Genomic DNA, 18,501 nt, shown 5'->3' with positions numbered 1-18,501 from the left:
AGAATTTTTACTCAGTTCCATTGGCTCAACTACTATTACAGCGCTTTTGCCGATCTCTAAACCACATCGTCATAACCAAAACCCTGTAAGGGCGCAATTCGGAGCTTGGCGTTAGCCAATGCCATTCGCCCCTACTAATGAAAACCGCTGTAAGATAAGAAACGGTATAACTTTATTTTTCTACTTTCTTGACTACTTCCTTCCTCAATTTATGACTAACACAAACACACCAACCACAAACAACCTCAAATATGTCAATCCCCTAATAGGTACGGGCGGTCATGGCCACACTCATCCAGGGGCAAGCGTTCCTAATGGTTTTGTCGTACTTGGTCCCGATACCAGAGTTGAAGGATGGGACGCCTGTTCCGGATACTATGATAGCGATCGCAGTATTCTCGGTTTTTCCCACACTCACCTAAGCGGTACGGGTATTGGAGACTATGGGGATATTCTAATTTTGCCAAAAATTGGTACTATGACACTCGAACCGGGAACCCTCGAAAACCCAGACTCTGGTTATCGGGAACGCTTTGACAAAAATTCGGAAACAGCTTCTCCTGCTTACTACAAAGTCAAATTAAACTCAGGAATACAAGTCGAACTCACAGCTAAACAACGGAGTGGTTTCCACTACTACACTTTTCCCGAAAATGCTAAAGTTAATCTGCTCATAGACTTAGTTCATCGTCGAGACGAAAAAACTCTCTCCGCTAGTCTCAAAGCATTAGACTCCTACACCATTGTCGGCAGTCGCATCAGTCAAAGTTGGTCGCCCGAACAAAGAATTTATTTCTATATCAAATTTGAGCAACCCTTCCAAAAAATCTATATCTCCACCGATGGAAAAAATCTCAATCAACTCAAAAATGCAGATAGTAAAAATATTCAATCATATCTAGACTTTGGGCAAATTTCCTACCTAAAAATTAGAGTCGGTATTTCCGCAGTAGACATTAGTGGCGCGCAAAAAAATCTCGAAAAAGAAATCCCATCCTGGCAATTTTATCAAACAGTAGACTCCAGCAAAGAACTCTGGCGCGAGAAACTGGCAAAAATTGATATTGAAACCGAAAACGAAACAGATAAAATCATTTTCTACACTGCTCTCTACCATACCTACAAAGCTCCACATATATATATGGATGTAGACAAACGGTTTCGGGGAGCAGATGGACGCATTCATACCGCAGGAGGTTTTACCAACTACACCCTATTTTCATTATGGGATACATTTCGCGCTCTCCACCCATTGATGACCTTGCTGGAACCCTCAGAAACCAATGAATATATCAAATCTATGTTGATACATTACGACCAAGTGGGTTCCCTACCAAAGTGGAAACTAGGAGAAAAAGATGTCAAAACAATGGTTGGTCGTCATGCTATTAGTGTTATTGTCGATGCTTTTACCAAAGGTTTGCGGAACTATGATAATTGGTGGGCATTGGGAGCAATGATCGACACCATGAATAGACAAGAACCAGAATTAAATGCCTATCGTAATTATGGTTTTGTTCCCTCAGACGTTAATGTTAACTGGTCAGTGTCGCGGACTCTAGAATTTGCCTATAATGACTGGGCGATCGCTCAGGTTGCCAGAATTTTCGGAAATATTAGTCTAGCAGAAAGTTATGAAAAACGTTCTCAAGCATACCGCCAAGTATTCGACGCGAGTCAAAAATTAATGCGTCCCAAACGTAAGGATGGTAGTTGGGATAATTTCGATCCCTTTGCCGCAGCATGGGAGTCTCCATTTATTGAGGGGAACTCCTGGCAATATACCTGGTTTGTGCCTCATAATATTCCAGACTTAATTCAACTCATGGGTGGGAAGTCAGAATTTTTAGCACAACTTCAAAAATTATTTTCCCTCGATAGTAGCAAAGGAAATGAACTACCCGATATTACAGGATTAATAGGACAATATGCTCACGGGAATGAACCCAGTCATCATATCCCCTATCTTTTCAACTTTGTCGATCGCAACGATCTGACTCGTGCTTATGTCAAACAAATACTCACTACAATGTACAAAGCTACACCAGATGGCATCATAGGCAATGAAGACTGCGGACAAATGTCAGCTTGGTATATTCTCAGTGCTTTGGGTTTGTATCAGGTAACTCCGGGTACGCCAATGTTTGATTTGGGATATCTACATTTTTCTCAAGCGACGATACATTTGGATAATGGCAAAGATTTTGTTATCCAAAAAGGTAATCATTCTGAACCTTATTTACTCAATGGTCAACCAGTGTCAGGTTGGCAAATTTCATATCAAGATATTATCAATGGTGGTATGTTGAGTATTTCCTCACCAACACCAATAAATTCACCAACCCCAACAAATATGCAATGGTACAACCAACCCCCTGTCTGGAGCGAGCAAGATGGAGTAATTCAAGTTACCACAGGTGCAAATACAGATTTTTGGCGAGTGACTCACTATGGTTTTATTCGTGATAACGGTCATTTTTATTATCAGAATATTACAGGTGACTTTACCGCCCAAGTAAAAATTACTGGTGAATATCAATCATTATACGACCAAGCAGGTTTGATGGTGCGTTTGGATGAAAAGACTTGGATAAAATGTGGCATTGAATTTGTCAATGGCGTGCAACAAGCGAGTGCTGTGGTGACAAGAGAATATTCTGACTGGTCAGTGGTTTCGTTGCCGGAAAACCAGGAAAGTATTTGGTTGCGGTTAAAGCGGAGTGGAGAAACAGTCGAAGTGGAATATTCTCTGGATGGAGATAGTTATAGTTTGTTGAGACTAGCTTATTTGACTACAGCAAATGAGTTGCAAGTCGGTTTAATGTGTGCTTCTCCTGATGGGGATAGTTTTTCTGTTGTGTTTGAAGAATTTAGACTGTTTGATTAGAGAAAACTGAAGAGGGAGGAAGGCTTAAAAGTAGGTTGCAGGTACGTAAGTCCTATGTACCCATATTCCCCTCCTGGGAGCAGGGCTAATTCATTGTCGCGCCTAGAATATTTACACCTATCTCACACCCAGTAATTGTCAGTGGTCTAATGCACCCTACTGGACTGTTTCATCTAAAATGTTGCTTTAGGAAAGTGCTGCGATCTACCTATAGCAAAAAAAATTAGCCCCAAAAGCTAATGCCTTGTTTTAGTTGAAACAGTCTACTACAATCATTCTGACTTAGAGGTTACATTAGAGTCGGTTCAAAAAGGTAAAAGGTCAGTCAATTAAGAATAGAAGAACTATTATGGAATTTTTGCAATATTGCACAGTGAAGTTAAGTACTCCACAAAACCGCAACGGAACAGGTTTTTTTGTTGCTCCGGGGCTAATTCTTACCTGCGCTCATGTAGTAAAAGACTTAGGTGATTTGCCAATTAAGGTTCGCTGGAAGCAGGAACACAATTTTGCTGAAGCCAAAGTTGAGGAATCATTCCCTAAATTCGATCTGGCTTTACTGAGGTTTAATCCACCAAAAGATGAGAACTTGCCTTGCGTAAAGTTAGATGAAGATATTAAAACAGGTGACGAACTATATACTTTTAGTTATTCAGATATAGATATTAACGGTTCTTCAGTGACATTTACTACTGAAGGACCTACTGGGGATGAACCACCACTAATTAAGTTCAAGTCGGGTCAAGTGCGTCCTGGTATGAGCGGTTCAGCATTAGTTAATCAGAGAACTGGCAAAGTTTGTGGAATTCTCAAATTTACTCGCGGTCGCAGTATCGATCTAGGTGGCGGTGCCATACCTATATCTGTAATTCTATCCGAGTTTACTGAGCTAAAGGAATTAAACCAAAAATTTCATCAGCAAGACCGACGCTGGATTGAAAATATGGAGGGAACTGCTCAAACTGAATCCAAAGGAGAACCTTCTGAATCACAAGATGGGTTTATTTACGATGCCTACATTAGTTATGTGGAGAAGGAACCAGATGCAACTTGGGTTTGGGATACTTTAGTACCACAATTAGAAGATGCTGAACTAAAAATTGCTACTCCACAAGACGAAATTCTTGGTGTACCTCGTGTTGTAAATATTGAAAAAATGATTGAACAATCTAAACGTACTGTACTTGTTTTATCAGATGCTTATTTAGAAGATGATTGGGCTGATTTTCAAAATGTATTAGGACAAACTTTAGGAATTGAGGAAGGCAAATATCGACTTATTACCCTGAAAATTTCAGAATTTGATGATGGGCAACTACCTTCTCGTTTGAGAACATTAACACCCTTAAATTTATTAGTTCATCCTCGTAGAGCAAAATCAGGATTGACTAATTTAATAAAAGAGTTGCGATTACTTTTACGAAAACGATGAAATTCTACATCAACAGCTAATACTACTCCAAAATAATTAACAGTTTTATGAGTGAAGCACTATCATCTTCCAAGTACGATGTTTTTATATCTTATACAGAAGCAAATAAAGCTTGGGTAAAAGGATTTTTATTATCAGCATTAGACAGTGCTGAAGTTAAATATGTCGAGCGAGAAAACTTTTCTCTAGGAGTACCTAAACTTAAAGAAGTAGAACGATTTATACAAGAAAGTAAGTATGTTTTACTTATTATTTCAGATGCTTATTTTACTGAGAATTTTAATGAGTTTACTGATATTCTTGCTCAAAGCTATGGAATAGAAAATAAAATCTGGCCTGTAATTCCACTGTTTTTAGAGGAAGTTCAATTGCCTCCGACATTAAAAATGTTAACGTCTTTGGATGCTACTGATGAGAGTAAGTGGCAGACAATTGTGGAGCGTCTCTGTGAACAAGTCAAGCGTCCTAGACCTGAACCACCTCCAAGACCAGAGTGTCCTTATCCAGGGATGAAAACTTTTAATGAAGAGGATAGTAAAAACTTTTGGGGTCGTGGCAATGAAATTGATGCAATGGTAAGACAACTGGATAATTATCCTTTTCTAGCAGTTATTGGTCGTTCAGGAAGTGGTAAATCTTCACTGGTTTTCGCAGGATTAATTCCTAAATTGAAAAACAGTTCGCTTTTTCCTGGGGAATGGATAGTGAGAACTATGCGACCCGGCATGAAACCCGTGACAACACTCAGAGAGATACTAGGTGGGAGTTTAGATGAATTAAGTACAACTGTCAAGAGTTTTCTTGCTAGTCAACCTAATGCACAACGTTTTCTGCTTATTGTAGATCAATTTGAGGAAGTATTTACAATAGTAAAAGATCAAAAAATTCTCCAATATTTTAAACAAGTTTTATACCAATTAATTCAAATTGAAAATTGCTATGTTGTGCTAACAATTAGAGCAGATTTTTATCAAGATTTAATAGGTTTACAGCCTCTTTGGAATGAAATTAAAGCTCATCGTTATGAAGTTGAAGCTTTAACTAAAGATGGTTTGCGGGAAGCAATTTTACAGCCAGCCAAAAATGCAGGTGTTTACATAGATTCCATATTAGTAGAGCGCTTAGTAGAAGATTTTTCAGGAGCTAAAGAACCAGGAATTTTGGCATTTTTTCAAGAAACTTTGCGCTCTCTTTGGGACAAGCTAGCATATAAATACTTACCACTTCATGCTTATGAAGAAAAAAGCCAATTAGAGGCGATAATAGCCGATTTTGCAAATAGAGCTTGGTTAGCCTTAAACCAAAACAGACATAAAGTTGCCCGTCGTATTTTTCTACGTTTAGTACAATTTGGAGAAGGGCGACCAGATACTCGCCGTCAACAATTTGTAAGCGATTTACAAAAGGGTAATAATCCTGAAGAATTTAGAATAGTTTTAAATCATTTTATCAATGATAAATATCGACTTTTAACTATTAGTGGAGAAGAAAATGAATCATACCAAATAGTAGATTTAGCTCACGAAATTTTGATTAGCAGTTGGCCTAGATTTCAAGAATGGATAAATCAGCGACGTGAAGCAGAAAAAGAGCGCCGTTGGTTGGAGGAAAAAGCCCAAGAATGGGTTAAACAGGGTCAGCGCATCAGTGGTTTACTGAATTCTGATAATTTGAAAAAAGCAAAAAAGTGGATAAAAACACCTGATGCGGATGACCTTGGCTACAGTAAGAATCTAATTACCTTAATCCAACATTCCCAACTTCTGATTTGGTCGATGAGATTTATTTTCTCAGGATTAACAACTGGTTTAATTATTACGGGAATTATAACTTGGTTGGCACAACAACAAGCTGCACGAGACCAACTGATAAGAGATGCAGTTCTCAAAATAACAACACCAGATTTGGTACGTCAGCTATCACAGCGACTTCCTAGTTTTGTCAAAATAGCAGAGAAAGCGAAAAATTCTAGAAACTTTGAAAAAGCTTTAGCAAATTATCAATTTTTGGTTGGTCTTAAACAAATGGAGAATCAGATAAAATACTCCCCTAATTCTGATTCTCTTTCTGAACTAAAGTCAGAAAGAGAACAAATTCAAAGAGTTGCTGAACAAGCTGAAGAATCTTTAGCAGAAGTCATAAGTTTATCTCAGATTCCTAGATTAGAAGAACAGTTAAAAGCGGGTGATTTTGGAGTTCAGAAACTTTCTGGTTCAGAAATTGAAGGAGATTACTTTAGCCCAGCAGCACAAGAACAACAATTTACAGGAGCTTTGCAAACAACTTACATGATTTTAATGGGTAAAAATGGTGCAAATGCAGACCGTAATCAAGATGGTTTATTCACTGATGGAGAAGAAGAATTAATCCCCTGTGCCACTCTAGAGGAACTAGAACAACTCTGGCGCAAATACACTCAATACCGTTGTGGATGGTATGGAGAAAATAGCGATCGCGAAGCACAAGATTGTCAAGAATTAGAATATAAAACCCTAACAATTATGCTTTTTTATGGTGTACTAAATCCTGAATTTAATAAGCGACTAAATACACAGTGTCAAGTTGTTAAACTACTAGAAATAGAAACAGAAATTGCACAGTAAAAATCTGTTAATTACTTTAATAAATTTCAATTAAAACTAGGAAGATATTATGAAAAAAATACAGCGTTTTTTACCATTATTCTTGATTAGCTCAGTCACAGTTTCTACCCTAGCAACTTTACCATTTTTAGAAAATTTGAGTAGCCGTGCTGAAATTCCTGCCTATGCCAAAATAATTCAAATTCTTGGTCCAAATAATATGAACCTGCGGATTAATGGGCGACGAAGAAAAGTCGATGTTAATAGTAGGTTATCTCCTTCTATCAATCATAAATCTAATGCCCTTTTAATGCCTTCTAACGATCTAACTATTGGTACTCTTGAGTTTTTTAACAAAAATGATGAATCTGGAGGACTAAAAATACAAGCAACAACAAGAAACGATCTAGTTACTATGTATTACTTTCCTTGCACCATGATAGTCAGCGGTAATGCAATTATTGAGTGGGCAAACTTAGGGCGAGGAGGAGGTAGTGATTGCGATCCTGGAGGTATTCGCGTCGAGCAAGCAAGTAGTAGCAAGGCAGAGTTAACAGAATCAGATTTATATGCTAGCAGTCAGGGAATAGTTTTTGCTCAAGCAGGTCGCGGACAACAAGGTTATTGTAGCGTTGCTTCAGACTCTGGGAAAAGCTGGTATGGAATTAGTACATCAGAAGATCCTTGCCAGGAAGCATTACAAGAATGTCAAAAAGATGGAGGAAATAACTGTACTACTTTAACACAAGATTTTTGGAGGACTAGAAAATCAGAATTGACGGCGATCGTATCATGCAAAAATATTCCTTCTGCTTCACGAAAAGGGTCTGGAGCAGAAATGCCAGACTTGATTCGTAATTTATGGAGTGAGGTTCAACAACAAGGAGGACAAACCTGTGTATTGAATGTTTTGGGAAATAATGAGGCGATCGTCTTGCCAACACCTAGCGATCAAAGAACTATTGTTGAGGTGAATGATCTTGACCCTTGTCTAACTTTTAGAACTCGCTTTGGAACAGCCATTGTTAAGTCAACTAAAAAACAGGAAGGGGTTCCGGTAAAAGAAGGTGATGAATATAAATACTGTGCTGAACCAGAGGAAGACCCGATAAAATCTGTCGATCCTGAAAATGAGTCCATAGAAATGCAGGTTTTTCTGGCTCGTGAGAGAGGATACGAGCTGTGCGATCAAATGCAAGAAAGCGGTGGTTTTGAAGGTAGTGAACAGACAATACAGCTTACTGCAACAGAAGGGGTAATTAAAATTAATTATGAGATGTTTGAGGTTCCTGATAGGTTAATAGTAACTCATAAAGATAAAACTCTATACGATACGAAAATTGAAAAAGGAAATGAAAATGGTTATGTTTCAGGAAGGAACACTGTATCAATTCCTTTAAAGGAAAACTCTGGGCAAGTAAAAGTGAAAGTCATTGGAAACCCAGAAAAAGAAACAACTAAATGGAATTATGTTTTATCTTGTCCTCGCTAACAAGATTTTATAGAACGGAGAGGGGGGGATTCGAACCCCCGTATAAGTCACCCCATAACAGCATTTCCAGTGCTGCGCCTTAAACCACTCGGCCACCTCTCCAAAAAGCAAAACTATTAAATTCTATATTTGCTCACAATTATACTACTGTAGCAGAATAATTCTAAATTTTGCAACTATTTCTCGCAAAAAAATTTTATATTAGATATTGGGCCTGGTTGACTAAGTCAGAAGTCATAATTCAGAAGTCAGAAGTTAACCTGCCCCTAACCCCTCCCAGGAGGGGAAGTAGGGGATTTAAGCTCCGCTTCAAAAATATTTCGCCTTAAAAGGCGGGGTTTTAGACCCAATTATTTTGATAACATAAGATTAAGCATAAATCATGTTTTAGTTTGTTAATTCAGTACTTAAGCATGAGGTACAAAAAAACTAGGATTTGAGATTGCTTTCCGTCCCGGAATGCTGCGCAAACCCTGGAGGTTTCCTCGCCATATCTAATTGACCAAGAGAATTCAAATTCAATATTTCAAGCCTCTGACTTTCCTGCGGAATGCTGCGCAAACAGACAGAGGTACTGATAACTGATAACTGATAACTGATAACTGAAATGGCCCGTAATCACCAAATTCGCATACACGATCGCCAAAAAGATACATATCATACAGTCCAGGTTCCTGAAGACCGCTACATCCTCCACAGTGCCGAAAACCAAGGAGTAGATTTACCATTTTCCTGTCGTAATGGTGCTTGTACTACTTGTGCAGTAAGAGTTATATCTGGCCAACTCTATCAACCAGAAGCAATGGGACTATCATTAGAACTTCAAAAACAGGGTTATGCTCTTCTGTGTGTCAGCTATGCTCGTTCTGACCTACTTGTAGAGACACAAGATGAAGATGAAGTATACGAACTCCAATTTGGCCGCTATTTTGGCAAAGGAAAGGTAAAAGCGGGATTGCCATTGGATGAAGACTAAAATCATTTATCTACTAATAGTCTGGATATTTTTCACTAGCTGCCAAAATTCAAATCCCCGCTCGGGCAAAATAATTAGAGTAGAAAGGGTAGTTACTGGACAAACTATCGAGATAACTGACCGTTCTGCTGCTGTACCCATACTAGAACCCATTCGCTTGATAGGTATTCAGGCACCGGATACCAGACAAAAACCTTGGGGACAAGAAGCTAGAACCCAACTAGAAAAGTTAACCTTGGGGCAAGAAGTTTTATTAGAGTTTGATGTCCAGAAAAAAGATAAATTCGATCGCCAACTAGCTTATATTTGGCTGAATGGGAAACTAATTAATGAATATATGGCAGAAGAAGGTTTGGCCTTGGCAGAGCCATATTTTCCTAACAATAAATATACAGAACGTCTTGCTAATGCCCAAGAAAAAGCTAGACTGATGGGGCGAGGTATCTGGAATCCAGAACGCCCAATGCGTCAAACTCCAGCACAATTTCGTCGTGAAAATCTTAAAAAATAGGTTAAACAATTAATAATTAATAATTAATAATTAATAATTACCTCTCTTTGAAAACGGATAGGATTGACGATTAAGGAAAATTTTTTCTTGTTTCTCCTTTAAAGGAGAGGCTTTAAACCTTAATTATTTAATTATTCGGTAAGTAGGGTTTGCGTATGGAAAGTCTTTTTGCTCTTTGTAGGAGACAGGAGACAGGAGGAACGAGGAATGAGCGAGGAGGTAGGAGCGGGCGTTTTGTCTCTCAATTTTTCTGCCATAATCATCCCAAAATACCTGGACTTTTGAGCTTTTTCCATTCCAAAGCTGGTACTTTTTTCAAGTCTAAAACGCTAAAACCAATATCAGTCAATACTTTGAGAATTAATCAGCAAGCCCTAAGTAGTTCAGGAGTCAGAAGTCAGAATTCAGAAGTCAGAAGTTATTATTGTCATGGAGATTTTGAACAACCCTCCAATTCCTATTAATTAAGTAAGTTAATTATTTTTATGAGTGCAGAACAATTACAAGTTTTCTTAGATATTGCCACTGAAGCTGCTCTTGCTGGTGGTGCAGAGTTGATGTCTTACTGGGGTAATCTTCAAGATATTCAAGAAAAGGGCAGTCCAGTAAATTTGGTAACTGAAGCTGACAAAGCTGCTGAAAAGGCGATCGTTAAAGTTTTACAGCGACATTTACCAGACCATGGCATTCTAGCGGAAGAGTCGGGAGAGTTGGGAGATACAACAAGTAGATATCTATGGGCAATAGACCCTTTGGATGGTACTACTAATTTTGCCCACCAATATCCTTTTTCAGCATCCTCGGTAGGATTATTAATTGATGGAGTACCACAGGTGGGGGCGGTATTTAATCCGATTTTGGATGAACTGTTTCGTGCTGCTAAAGGTTTGGGGGCAACTCGTAACCGCAAACCAATTAGTGTTTCTCAGACTACTACGTTAGAAAGAAGTTTGACGATAACGGGTTTTGCTTATGACCGACGGGAGACTACTGACAATAATTACAAAGAATTTTGTCAAATATGTTATCTAGCTCAAGGGGTACGACGTTCTGGTTGTGCTTCGATGGATCTATGTTCTATTGCTTGTGGTCGTGCAGATGGTTACTGGGAAAGAGGTTTATCGCCTTGGGATATCGCTGCAGGTATAGTGGTGTTGCAAGAAGCGGGAGGTAAAGTTACAGCTTATAATGGTAGTCCTTTTGATATGAGTTCGGGTAAAATTTTAGCTACTAATGGCAAAATTCACGATTTAATGAGCAAAGCTTTGATTGAAACTCCGCCTCTTTCTCATTGGTCTACGGTTAGAATTTAGAATTTAGAATTTAGAATTTAGAATTTAGAATTACCTCTTCTGATAAATAATGAGGATTGGATCAAAGGATTTTTTTTCTTCTATTAGTCGATTAGATATGGTGCAGGTTTCCTCCCCATCCCACCCTACGGGAAGCTATGCTTTATATGTTGCGTAGCAAAACGACCACTTTTTTCTCCATGAATGGAGAGACTTTATACCTGAATTTTTCGGTAAATTAAAGATTAAGTTGAGATTCTATGCCATTTTGTTAAGGAAAAGTTGTTATTATGTCTTTTACATTTAAACAAGGATTATTCCAATTTGATTTCACAGACCATCACGCAATTTTAGGGGTTTCTCTAGATGCAGAATTTGGCGAGATTCGTAAACGGTATATGCGAGTGGCGCGTCGTTTGCATCCTGATACTTCACCCTTTGAAAGTGAAACTGATAAAGAATTTGCTAATCAGTTGTTATCTAAGTTGGTGAGTCCAGCTTATAATAAGTTTTCTAAGGAAGGTGATCGCGCTGAACTGTTTGTCGTTATTAAAAATCTTAGTAATACTGTTACTCAAAAGCGCAGTCAAATTAAGTTTACTACTGATGCAGCCAAAAAAATTGCTAAGGCGGGAGATTACCAAAAAGTATATAAGGAAGCTCTCAAGGAATTAAGCGATCGCGAATATGAATCTCTTGAAAAAACTTTAGATATCATCGGAGAAATTAGTGAATTGAATTTAGCTTATTTACTGCGCAAAACTGGTTCTGGAGTTGTTAAACCCCCACCTCCACCTACACCGAAACCTCAAGTCATAAAACAACCCACTAGAAATCCTTTGGTAGAACAAGCTTGTAATAGGGCTAAAACATTAATATCTAATAAAAATTATGCTAAGGCAATTTCAGAGTTAAAAGGAGCGTTGAAATTTGACCAAAATGATAGTCTTTGTCATGCTTTATTAGGTTTTTGTTACTTCCAGCAAAAGCAAGGCACAATGGCGAAAATTGAAGTTAAAAAAGCTCTTTCATTAAATGCTAAAGAGCCAAAAGCATTAGAGGTAAAAAAATTATTAGAACAAGCTGCAACTGGCAAGAATAAGCCAAGTAAATCAAAAGATCAAAAAGAAACTAAACCTGATAAAAGCGGTGGTTTATTTGGAGGGATTTTTGGTGGAAAGAAAAAGTAATTCAAGAATTTAGAATTAAGAATTTAGAATTACCTCTTCTTATAAATAAGAGGATTGGTTAAAAGGATTTTTTTCTTTTTTCTCCATGAATGGAGAGGCTTTATACCTGAAATTTTCGGTAAGTTTTAGTATTAAATGTAAGCAAACAGCCGTCAGTTATTAGCTATCAGCAAAATACTATGAGGTCAAAAATGGCAAAAACAGATAAAATTAATTATAGTTGTCCTAGTGGTTTTCCAGAATTTCTCCCTGGTGAAAAACGATTAGAATCTTATTTAATGGATACAATTCGTGAGGTATTTGAACGCTACGGATTTACACCTATTGAAACTCCAGCAGTTGAACGTTTAGAAGTTTTACAAGCAAAAGGAAATCAAGGGGATAATATTGTTTATGGTTTGTCTCCAATTCTACCTCCAAATCGTCAAGCAGAAAAAGAAAAAGCTGGAGATAGTGGCTCAGAAGAAAGGGCGTTAAAATTTGACCAAACTGTTCCTTTTGCTGCTTATATTGCTCGGCATTTGAATGATTTGAATTTCCCTTTTGCTCGTTATCAAATGGATGTTGTTTTCCGAGGTGAACGGGCAAAAGATGGTCGTTTTCGACAGTTTAGACAATGCGATATTGATGTTGTGGGGAGAGGTAAATTAAGTCTGTTATATGATGCACAAATTCCAGCGATTATTGCTGAAATATTTGAAGCGATTAATATTGGGGATTTTCTAATCAGAATTAATAACCGCAAAGTTTTAACTGGTTTTTTTGCATCTGTGGGAGTAGCAGCAGAGAATATTGTGTCTTGTATTCGGATTGTTGATACTGCGGAAAAAGTGGGAGAAACTAAGGTTAAAAAAGCTTTGTATGAAATTAGTTTGTCTGAATCTCAAGTGGAAAAAGTTTGGGATTTTACTAAAATCAAAGGTACGGTTGATGATGTTTTGAATAAGCTGAAAAGTATGGCAGAAATTTTGGATAATTCTGAGGTTTTAAGTCAGGGAATTTCGGAATTAGAAACAGTTATTTCTGGTGTCAGAAATTTAGGAGTTTCAGACCAACGTTTTTGTATTGACCTATCAATAGCTAGGGGATTAGATTATTATACGGGCACAGTTTATGAAACTACTTTAATCGGACATGAAGCTTTAGGAAGTATTTGTTCTGGGGGTAGATATGAAGAATTAGTGGGAATGTTTATTGGGGAAAAAATGCCTGGAGTTGGTATTTCTATTGGTTTAACTAGATTAATGAGTCGTTTATTAAAGGCGGGTATTCTGGAATCTTTTGCTCCTACTCCAGCAACAGTTATGGTTGTGAATATGCAAGAAGATTTAATGGCAACTTATTTGGATGTTTCTCAACAGTTGCGTCGTAGCGGGATGAATGTAATAACCAGTTTTGATAGTCGTGGAGTGGGTAAACAATTACAACAAGCTGATAAGCAAAAAATTCCTTTTTGTATAATTATTGGTTCCGAGGAAGCAGCAGCTAATATGTGTAGTTTAAAAGATTTAAGAACTGGTGAACAAATGAAAGTACCAATAGCAGGTTTAGCAGGTGTATTAAAACAAAGATTGGCTCAACAATTAATAATTAATAATTAATAATTAATAATTAATAATTAGGGTTTGCTGATTAAATATCAAAGCATTGACATATAAAAGTTTCAGCCTTCTTAGGTTGAAAAAAGTGCCAACTTTTCGGTCAAGATATAGCAATGTGCGCTGGCATATTTACAAATTGCAGGAGGTGTCCAATAGCTAAAAGCCTTATATTATCAGCAATTTATTCCCCCAGATGAGCTGTTGCCAGATGAGCTGTTGCCTGCGCACAGCGCTATAGCTCAAAAAGTTAGCATTTTGTGCAAGAGTTGGGCAGAAAAATTCAGGGACAATTGTTCCAACTACATCCTCTGTAATTCCCATTTCTCCTGTCTCCTGTCTCCTACCCCTACTAAAAGACTAGTGAAGCGCAAACCCTAATTAGTTAGTAGTCATACCAATTCCCATGCATTATTGCTATACTTGGGCAGGACTTCAGTTATCAACTAATCAGCACAAGTAAAATCACTTTTTTGCTAATTTCAACTAAGTTAATGTTAATTATCCTTATGTTTGCTTCTCCCTGTAGGGACGCCCTTATGCAACGTCCCTACCCACTCCCCTATTTCCCCTCCAGGGAGGGGTTAGGGGTGGGTCCCCTGCTCAACAAAATGTAGAAAAGTTTTTGAGAAATGGTATCAGGTATCAGCAATTCGCTTTTTGATCTGGCTCTTAATAGACATCTGAATAAGATTAATAAACCTTTTCAGAAAAGTTTTTAGAGTTATTAGGTGGAACAGCAAGCACTTAATTTTTAAGGAGACATTGATATGACTACAAATAATTTTTTGCTATGGGAAAAAAATGGTATAATGCCAAAGATTTAATTCTAAAATCAGAATAGAAATTTATGCAAGTAAGTGAAAAAATCACAAAAATTGGGTCAATTGCTGAAATCCGAGAATGTCAAACTACTGGCAATAAATCTTTATATGCCACCGTTGAATTTAAGCCTGGACAAATTATAAGTAATTTTAGAGATCAAAAAAATTATCGATCGCCCCAACTATTTAACCGTCTAAATTAGCGACAATCAACAGATTATACTCGACCCATAATTTTTGCAATATATTAATCATAGTTGTAATCCTAATGTTTTTTTCGACACTCAAAAGATGGTAGTAATTGCCCTACGAAACATCGAAATTGGAGAAGAGTTCACATTCTTTTATCCATCAACAGAATGGTCTATGGATCAAGGTTTTGATTGTATTTGTCAAAGCGAAAATTGTCTGGGATACATTCAAGGAGCTGCTCATTTACCCCTAAATGTGTTGACAAAATATAAACTCTCCCAGTACATCGAGAAAATGTATAGGGTTGAGAATAATGCAAGCATTATACAAACAGCAGTTGTTAGATGGAATCAAATTTGATTTTGTAGATGCCGAAGTATACTTGGTTCCTTTTGTTTAAAAATTAGGCTATAAAACTATTGCTAAAATTGATTATTCAATTTATGAAAGTAGCACGGTAATGTTATTAGACATACTGAATATTGAACATTTAGAGAAAGTTAAATCACCTTTTCAATCTTTGTATAGAAACTTGTTATAATCTCAGAAATAATATCTCTCATTATGTTAGAAATCAGATTAGCTAGGACTCCTGAAGAAAGAGAAGAAATTTTCAAATTGCGCTATCAAATCTATGTAGAAGAACTAGGATGGTTGGAAAATTGTGCAAACTATGAACCCAACCACCAACAAAAAAAAGTAGAAGATCCATTAGACTTATCTGCTAATTTATTTGTAGCTTTTAATAATCATGAATTAGTTGGTACTGCTCGATGCAATTATGCTAAAAATTTAGATTCAGATTATTATCAAAAGCTTTATAAAATGAGTGAAACAGTAGGAGATGCACATCCTTTATCTACATCTATTGGTGGGAGATTTATGCTTAAAAGTTATCTGAGAGGAACCCTAATAGGTTTAAGAATAATGCAAGCATACTATAAACAATTGTTGTTAGATGGAATCAAATTTGATTTTATAGATGCTGAAATATACTTGGTTCCTTTTTTTGAAAAACTAGGTTATCAAACTATTGGTAAAATTGATTATTCAATTTATGAAAGTAGCACGGTGATGTTATTAGACATACTGAATATTAAACATTTAGAGAAAGTTAAATCACCTTTTCAGCGTTTATACATAAACTTGTTAGAATCCAAAATGATATAAATATGTCTGAACAAGAATGTAGGAATCTTTCATATAAAGTCCCTACAAAGGTTGCTAGATGTAAGATAAATTTTATCTTTTTCTTTATGGGTTTAATACTCCACCCTAACTCCTGATTATTGACTTTTATCGATTTTCTCTGGTGGAAACGTCAGAAAATTTCCCACTGCACCAATAGTTTGATATCTATTACCACGGAACTCAGTTGTATAAACACTAAATAATATTACATTCTGACGTTGAGTGGCATTATCCATTAACTCTTTAATAGTGGTTCTTTGACTCTTAATTAGCTTTTCACAACTTTTAACAAAATCACCTGTAAAATCACTCAAAAAATCTGGAATTTTTGAGTCTTTACAAACAGATTCTCTAATCTCAGTTGCCAGTTTATTAGAAGCATAATTAACATATTCATCTCTAGGGGGATTAGTAAATCCCATCACCGTCGCTGTTACTGTCAGAGCGATCGCTCCTGCTTTACTCAGACCCCAAAATAGAGGTGCTTTACTATAACCGTTCTTACTTTTATCTTGTAACATAATTATAAATACCTGATTATTTTGTATAGTTTTAGATACAGAAAACAGTAAACTAATATAGTGGTTTTCACCCTGGTGAGGTACGTTAACTATTCCCCTAAATCCTCCTTAAAAAGGGGGACTTCCGATTTCCCCCCTTGTCAAGGGGGATTAGGGGGGATCTCCTGCAGAGTACCTCACTCTGACTGAGAAATGCTATATTTCTGGCAAATGGAAAAAAATATTTGTACATATTTCATACTATTAACTACATCTAGATACAAGCTAGTTTCCGGATAAATTTAGGAAGTAGAGTATATTTTTAATTCCCCTTAATTCGATTAATTTCCTTTTGCAGTTCCTGAATTTGACGGCGCAACTCTTCAGATTCATTTTTTGGGGACTCTACTTCAACCTCAACAGCACCCTCAGCACCAGCTCTTTTGTAGTTACCAGCACGAATTTGACGATATTCTGAAGAATTTGCCCAATCTTGTAAATACTGTAGTCTTTCCACAGGGAAAGGATGACTCAACATTACACCCTGACCACCATTATAAAGTAAGAACTTATACACTTGATTTAGGCCATCTTGGTCTAGGTCTTGATAATGCTCGGACTGACGAATAAACTCTTGTAAGCTACACTCATTGGCATACTTACTACTTACCCCAGCCAATTTCATCATAGTTTGCATGACTAAATTTAGGTCATCCATCACTAATAAAGCTGCCCGGTCTGCTGATAACTCAGCTTTGCGTCGCCACTCATAGAAAGCATAAATCAACCCACTACTAACTACATTACCTAAACCAAATGTTACTTCCCCAATCATAGAAGCTATACCCATTGCCCAAATTGCCATCTGGTTTAAAGTTGGGTGGCCACACTTAATATGTCCTAATTCGTGAGCTAGTACAGTCTTTAATTCTGTCTCATTTAATAAGTCCAAAAGACCAGTATTGAGGACAATTAAAGGTTGTTCTTTGCCCAAAGAATAACTATTTACTTGAGGATTTTGAGATACAAATAAGGTAGGTTCCGGGAGTATATCTAAATCTCTAACGCATCCCCGAAATATCTGATAGATACTAGCATATTGACGAGGCCCAACTTGAATACTATTTCCCATTAAATAAACATATTGTGGGCGTTCGTAAACAAATTCTACAAATTTGCTGGCAATCAAGTCAAACCCAGGCACGCTGCGTAAAGCATTTTCCGCTTCCCGGTCCAAGGGATGGCGAAAAGCTTCACTAGAAATTCCAGTATAGGTAGGCATGATAGAATTTTTGGCGTTGCTCAATTAGTGTATGATATTAATTTTAATACTTTAGGAGTCACCTCCTCACCGAGTCAGGAGTCAGGAGGGAAGTACTAGGGGAGTGTGAGAAGTGTGAGAAGTGTGAGAAGTGTGGGGAGTTCAACAATTAGGAAAATCAAAATTTTCTACCTTAATACTGTGACGATTTCCCACAAACAAACAGCACAAAGCCTACTGAAGTTATTGTCAGTTTAGCTGCTCTGAGCTTGGAAATATTTTTTGGTGATGATATTCTATCTTTGAAAGCAAACTAGATGAAAATTTGTTTGCTAGATTGCCTTGCAGTGGCTGGATTCGATTTAGTATCTATAAATTGCACAGAATCAAAAGTATTAATCCACAGATGAGCGCCACAACTTGCTGGTTTGTAAGGTCGATAGACTATTTGGCAAGGACCTGAAATATATAACTCATAACCATAATAGTTATGACCGCTGTGCTTAACTGACACTACAGCTTCCAATTCTGTTGGAGGCTTCTTTTTATTACTTTGAATTTTGTTTTGATTGA

14 protein-coding genes, 1 tRNA gene and 1 pseudogene are annotated in these 18,501 nt (G+C 37.1%); 12 read left to right on the top strand and 4 right to left on the bottom strand.

The window, feature by feature from the left end:
- Positions 1-211: 211 nt before the first annotated feature.
- The 4 genes from F6K15_RS33730 to F6K15_RS33715 all read left to right on the top strand — a co-directional run bounded on the left by F6K15_RS33730 (position 212) and on the right by F6K15_RS33715 (position 8,393).
- Positions 212-2,887: a GH92 family glycosyl hydrolase gene (locus F6K15_RS33730; protein WP_293069842.1), complete on the top strand. Its 2,676-nt coding sequence runs from the start codon at positions 212-214 to the stop codon at positions 2,885-2,887.
- Between the two features lie 349 nt (positions 2,888-3,236).
- Entirely contained in the window at positions 3,237-4,319 is a 1,083-nt protein-coding gene (locus F6K15_RS33725; protein WP_293069840.1) for a trypsin-like peptidase domain-containing protein, read from the top strand.
- Positions 4,320-4,366: 47 nt separating this feature from the next.
- Positions 4,367-6,922 (top strand): TIR domain-containing protein, encoded by a 2,556-nt coding sequence (locus tag F6K15_RS33720; protein ID WP_293069838.1) that lies wholly within the window; start codon positions 4,367-4,369, stop codon positions 6,920-6,922.
- A 49-nt stretch (positions 6,923-6,971) separates the two neighbouring features.
- Positions 6,972-8,393 (top strand): hypothetical protein, encoded by a 1,422-nt coding sequence (locus F6K15_RS33715; protein ID WP_293069836.1) that lies wholly within the window; start codon positions 6,972-6,974, stop codon positions 8,391-8,393.
- Positions 8,394-8,408: 15 nt separating this feature from the next.
- Here F6K15_RS33715 and F6K15_RS33710 read toward each other — a convergent pair.
- A tRNA-Ser gene (locus tag F6K15_RS33710) sits at positions 8,409-8,495 on the bottom strand.
- Positions 8,496-9,000: 505 nt separating this feature from the next.
- Here F6K15_RS33710 and F6K15_RS33705 point away from each other — a divergent pair.
- The 8 genes from F6K15_RS33705 to F6K15_RS33670 all read left to right on the top strand — a co-directional run bounded on the left by F6K15_RS33705 (position 9,001) and on the right by F6K15_RS33670 (position 16,146).
- Positions 9,001-9,369 carry a 2Fe-2S iron-sulfur cluster-binding protein gene (locus F6K15_RS33705; protein WP_293069834.1) on the top strand — a complete coding sequence of 123 codons (369 nt, stop codon included), beginning with the start codon at positions 9,001-9,003 and terminating at the stop codon, positions 9,367-9,369.
- A complete protein-coding gene (locus tag F6K15_RS33700) occupies positions 9,359-9,880 on the top strand; it encodes a thermonuclease family protein (RefSeq protein WP_293069833.1) in 522 nt (173 codons plus the stop codon). The genes F6K15_RS33705 and F6K15_RS33700 overlap by 11 nt, the downstream gene beginning before the upstream one ends.
- Positions 9,881-10,365: 485 nt before the next feature.
- On the top strand, positions 10,366-11,193 hold the full coding sequence (locus F6K15_RS33695; RefSeq protein ID WP_293069831.1) for an inositol monophosphatase family protein: 828 nt from the start codon (positions 10,366-10,368) through the stop codon (positions 11,191-11,193).
- Positions 11,194-11,462: 269 nt separating this feature from the next.
- Entirely contained in the window at positions 11,463-12,362 is a 900-nt protein-coding gene (locus F6K15_RS33690) for a DnaJ domain-containing protein (RefSeq protein ID WP_293069829.1), read from the top strand.
- A gap of 191 nt (positions 12,363-12,553) precedes the next feature.
- On the top strand, positions 12,554-13,963 hold the full coding sequence (hisS, locus tag F6K15_RS33685; RefSeq protein ID WP_293069827.1) for a histidine--tRNA ligase: 1,410 nt from the start codon (positions 12,554-12,556) through the stop codon (positions 13,961-13,963).
- An 847-nt stretch (positions 13,964-14,810) separates the two neighbouring features.
- Entirely contained in the window at positions 14,811-14,987 is a 177-nt protein-coding gene (locus tag F6K15_RS33680) for a hypothetical protein (RefSeq protein WP_293069825.1), read from the top strand.
- Positions 14,988-15,021: 34 nt separating this feature from the next.
- Positions 15,022-15,336, top strand: coding sequence for an SET domain-containing protein-lysine N-methyltransferase (locus F6K15_RS33675; RefSeq protein ID WP_293069823.1), 315 nt, complete (start codon positions 15,022-15,024; stop codon positions 15,334-15,336).
- 204 nt (positions 15,337-15,540) lie between these two features.
- Positions 15,541-16,146, top strand: a complete 606-nt coding sequence (locus tag F6K15_RS33670; protein WP_293069821.1) for a hypothetical protein — start codon at positions 15,541-15,543, stop codon at positions 16,144-16,146.
- Between the two features lie 116 nt (positions 16,147-16,262).
- Here F6K15_RS33670 and F6K15_RS33665 read toward each other — a convergent pair whose 3' ends face one another.
- From F6K15_RS33665 to F6K15_RS33655, 3 genes and pseudogenes are all read right to left on the bottom strand, one after another.
- Positions 16,263-16,688, bottom strand: a complete 426-nt coding sequence (locus F6K15_RS33665) for a DUF4359 domain-containing protein (RefSeq protein WP_293069819.1) — start codon at positions 16,686-16,688, stop codon at positions 16,263-16,265.
- Positions 16,689-16,989: 301 nt separating this feature from the next.
- Positions 16,990-17,949: a M48 family metalloprotease gene (locus F6K15_RS33660; RefSeq protein ID WP_293069817.1), complete on the bottom strand. Its 960-nt coding sequence runs from the start codon at positions 17,947-17,949 to the stop codon at positions 16,990-16,992.
- 292 nt (positions 17,950-18,241) lie between these two features.
- A pseudogene (locus F6K15_RS33655) lies at positions 18,242-18,501 on the bottom strand (hypothetical protein); the annotation flags it as partial.

The sequence above is a fragment of the Okeania sp. SIO2B3 genome, assembly GCF_010672525.1.
GTDB lineage: Bacteria > Cyanobacteriota > Cyanobacteriia > Cyanobacteriales > Microcoleaceae > Okeania.
The sequence above is the reverse complement of the archived record's forward strand: the minus strand, read 5'-3'. Positions and strand labels throughout refer to the sequence as shown.

Bases quoted from the DNA above. Each gene is read 5' to 3' on its own strand.
- F6K15_RS33725 (WP_293069840.1), top strand. From the start codon at position 3,237: ATGGAATTTTTGCAATATTGCACAGTGAAGTTAAGTACTCCACAAAAC.
- F6K15_RS33730 (WP_293069842.1), top strand. From the start codon at position 212: ATGACTAACACAAACACACCAACCACAAACAACCTCAAATATGTCAAT.
- F6K15_RS33705 (WP_293069834.1), top strand. From the start codon at position 9,001: ATGGCCCGTAATCACCAAATTCGCATACACGATCGCCAAAAAGATACA.
- F6K15_RS33660 (WP_293069817.1), bottom strand. From the start codon at position 17,949: ATGCCTACCTATACTGGAATTTCTAGTGAAGCTTTTCGCCATCCCTTG.
- F6K15_RS33695 (WP_293069831.1), top strand. From the start codon at position 10,366: ATGAGTGCAGAACAATTACAAGTTTTCTTAGATATTGCCACTGAAGCT.
- hisS (WP_293069827.1), top strand. From the start codon at position 12,554: ATGGCAAAAACAGATAAAATTAATTATAGTTGTCCTAGTGGTTTTCCA.
- F6K15_RS33715 (WP_293069836.1), top strand. From the start codon at position 6,972: ATGAAAAAAATACAGCGTTTTTTACCATTATTCTTGATTAGCTCAGTC.
- F6K15_RS33690 (WP_293069829.1), top strand. From the start codon at position 11,463: ATGTCTTTTACATTTAAACAAGGATTATTCCAATTTGATTTCACAGAC.
- F6K15_RS33665 (WP_293069819.1), bottom strand. From the start codon at position 16,688: ATGTTACAAGATAAAAGTAAGAACGGTTATAGTAAAGCACCTCTATTT.
- F6K15_RS33670 (WP_293069821.1), top strand. From the start codon at position 15,541: ATGTTAGAAATCAGATTAGCTAGGACTCCTGAAGAAAGAGAAGAAATT.
- F6K15_RS33680 (WP_293069825.1), top strand. From the start codon at position 14,811: ATGCAAGTAAGTGAAAAAATCACAAAAATTGGGTCAATTGCTGAAATC.
- F6K15_RS33720 (WP_293069838.1), top strand. From the start codon at position 4,367: ATGAGTGAAGCACTATCATCTTCCAAGTACGATGTTTTTATATCTTAT.
- F6K15_RS33700 (WP_293069833.1), top strand. From the start codon at position 9,359: ATGAAGACTAAAATCATTTATCTACTAATAGTCTGGATATTTTTCACT.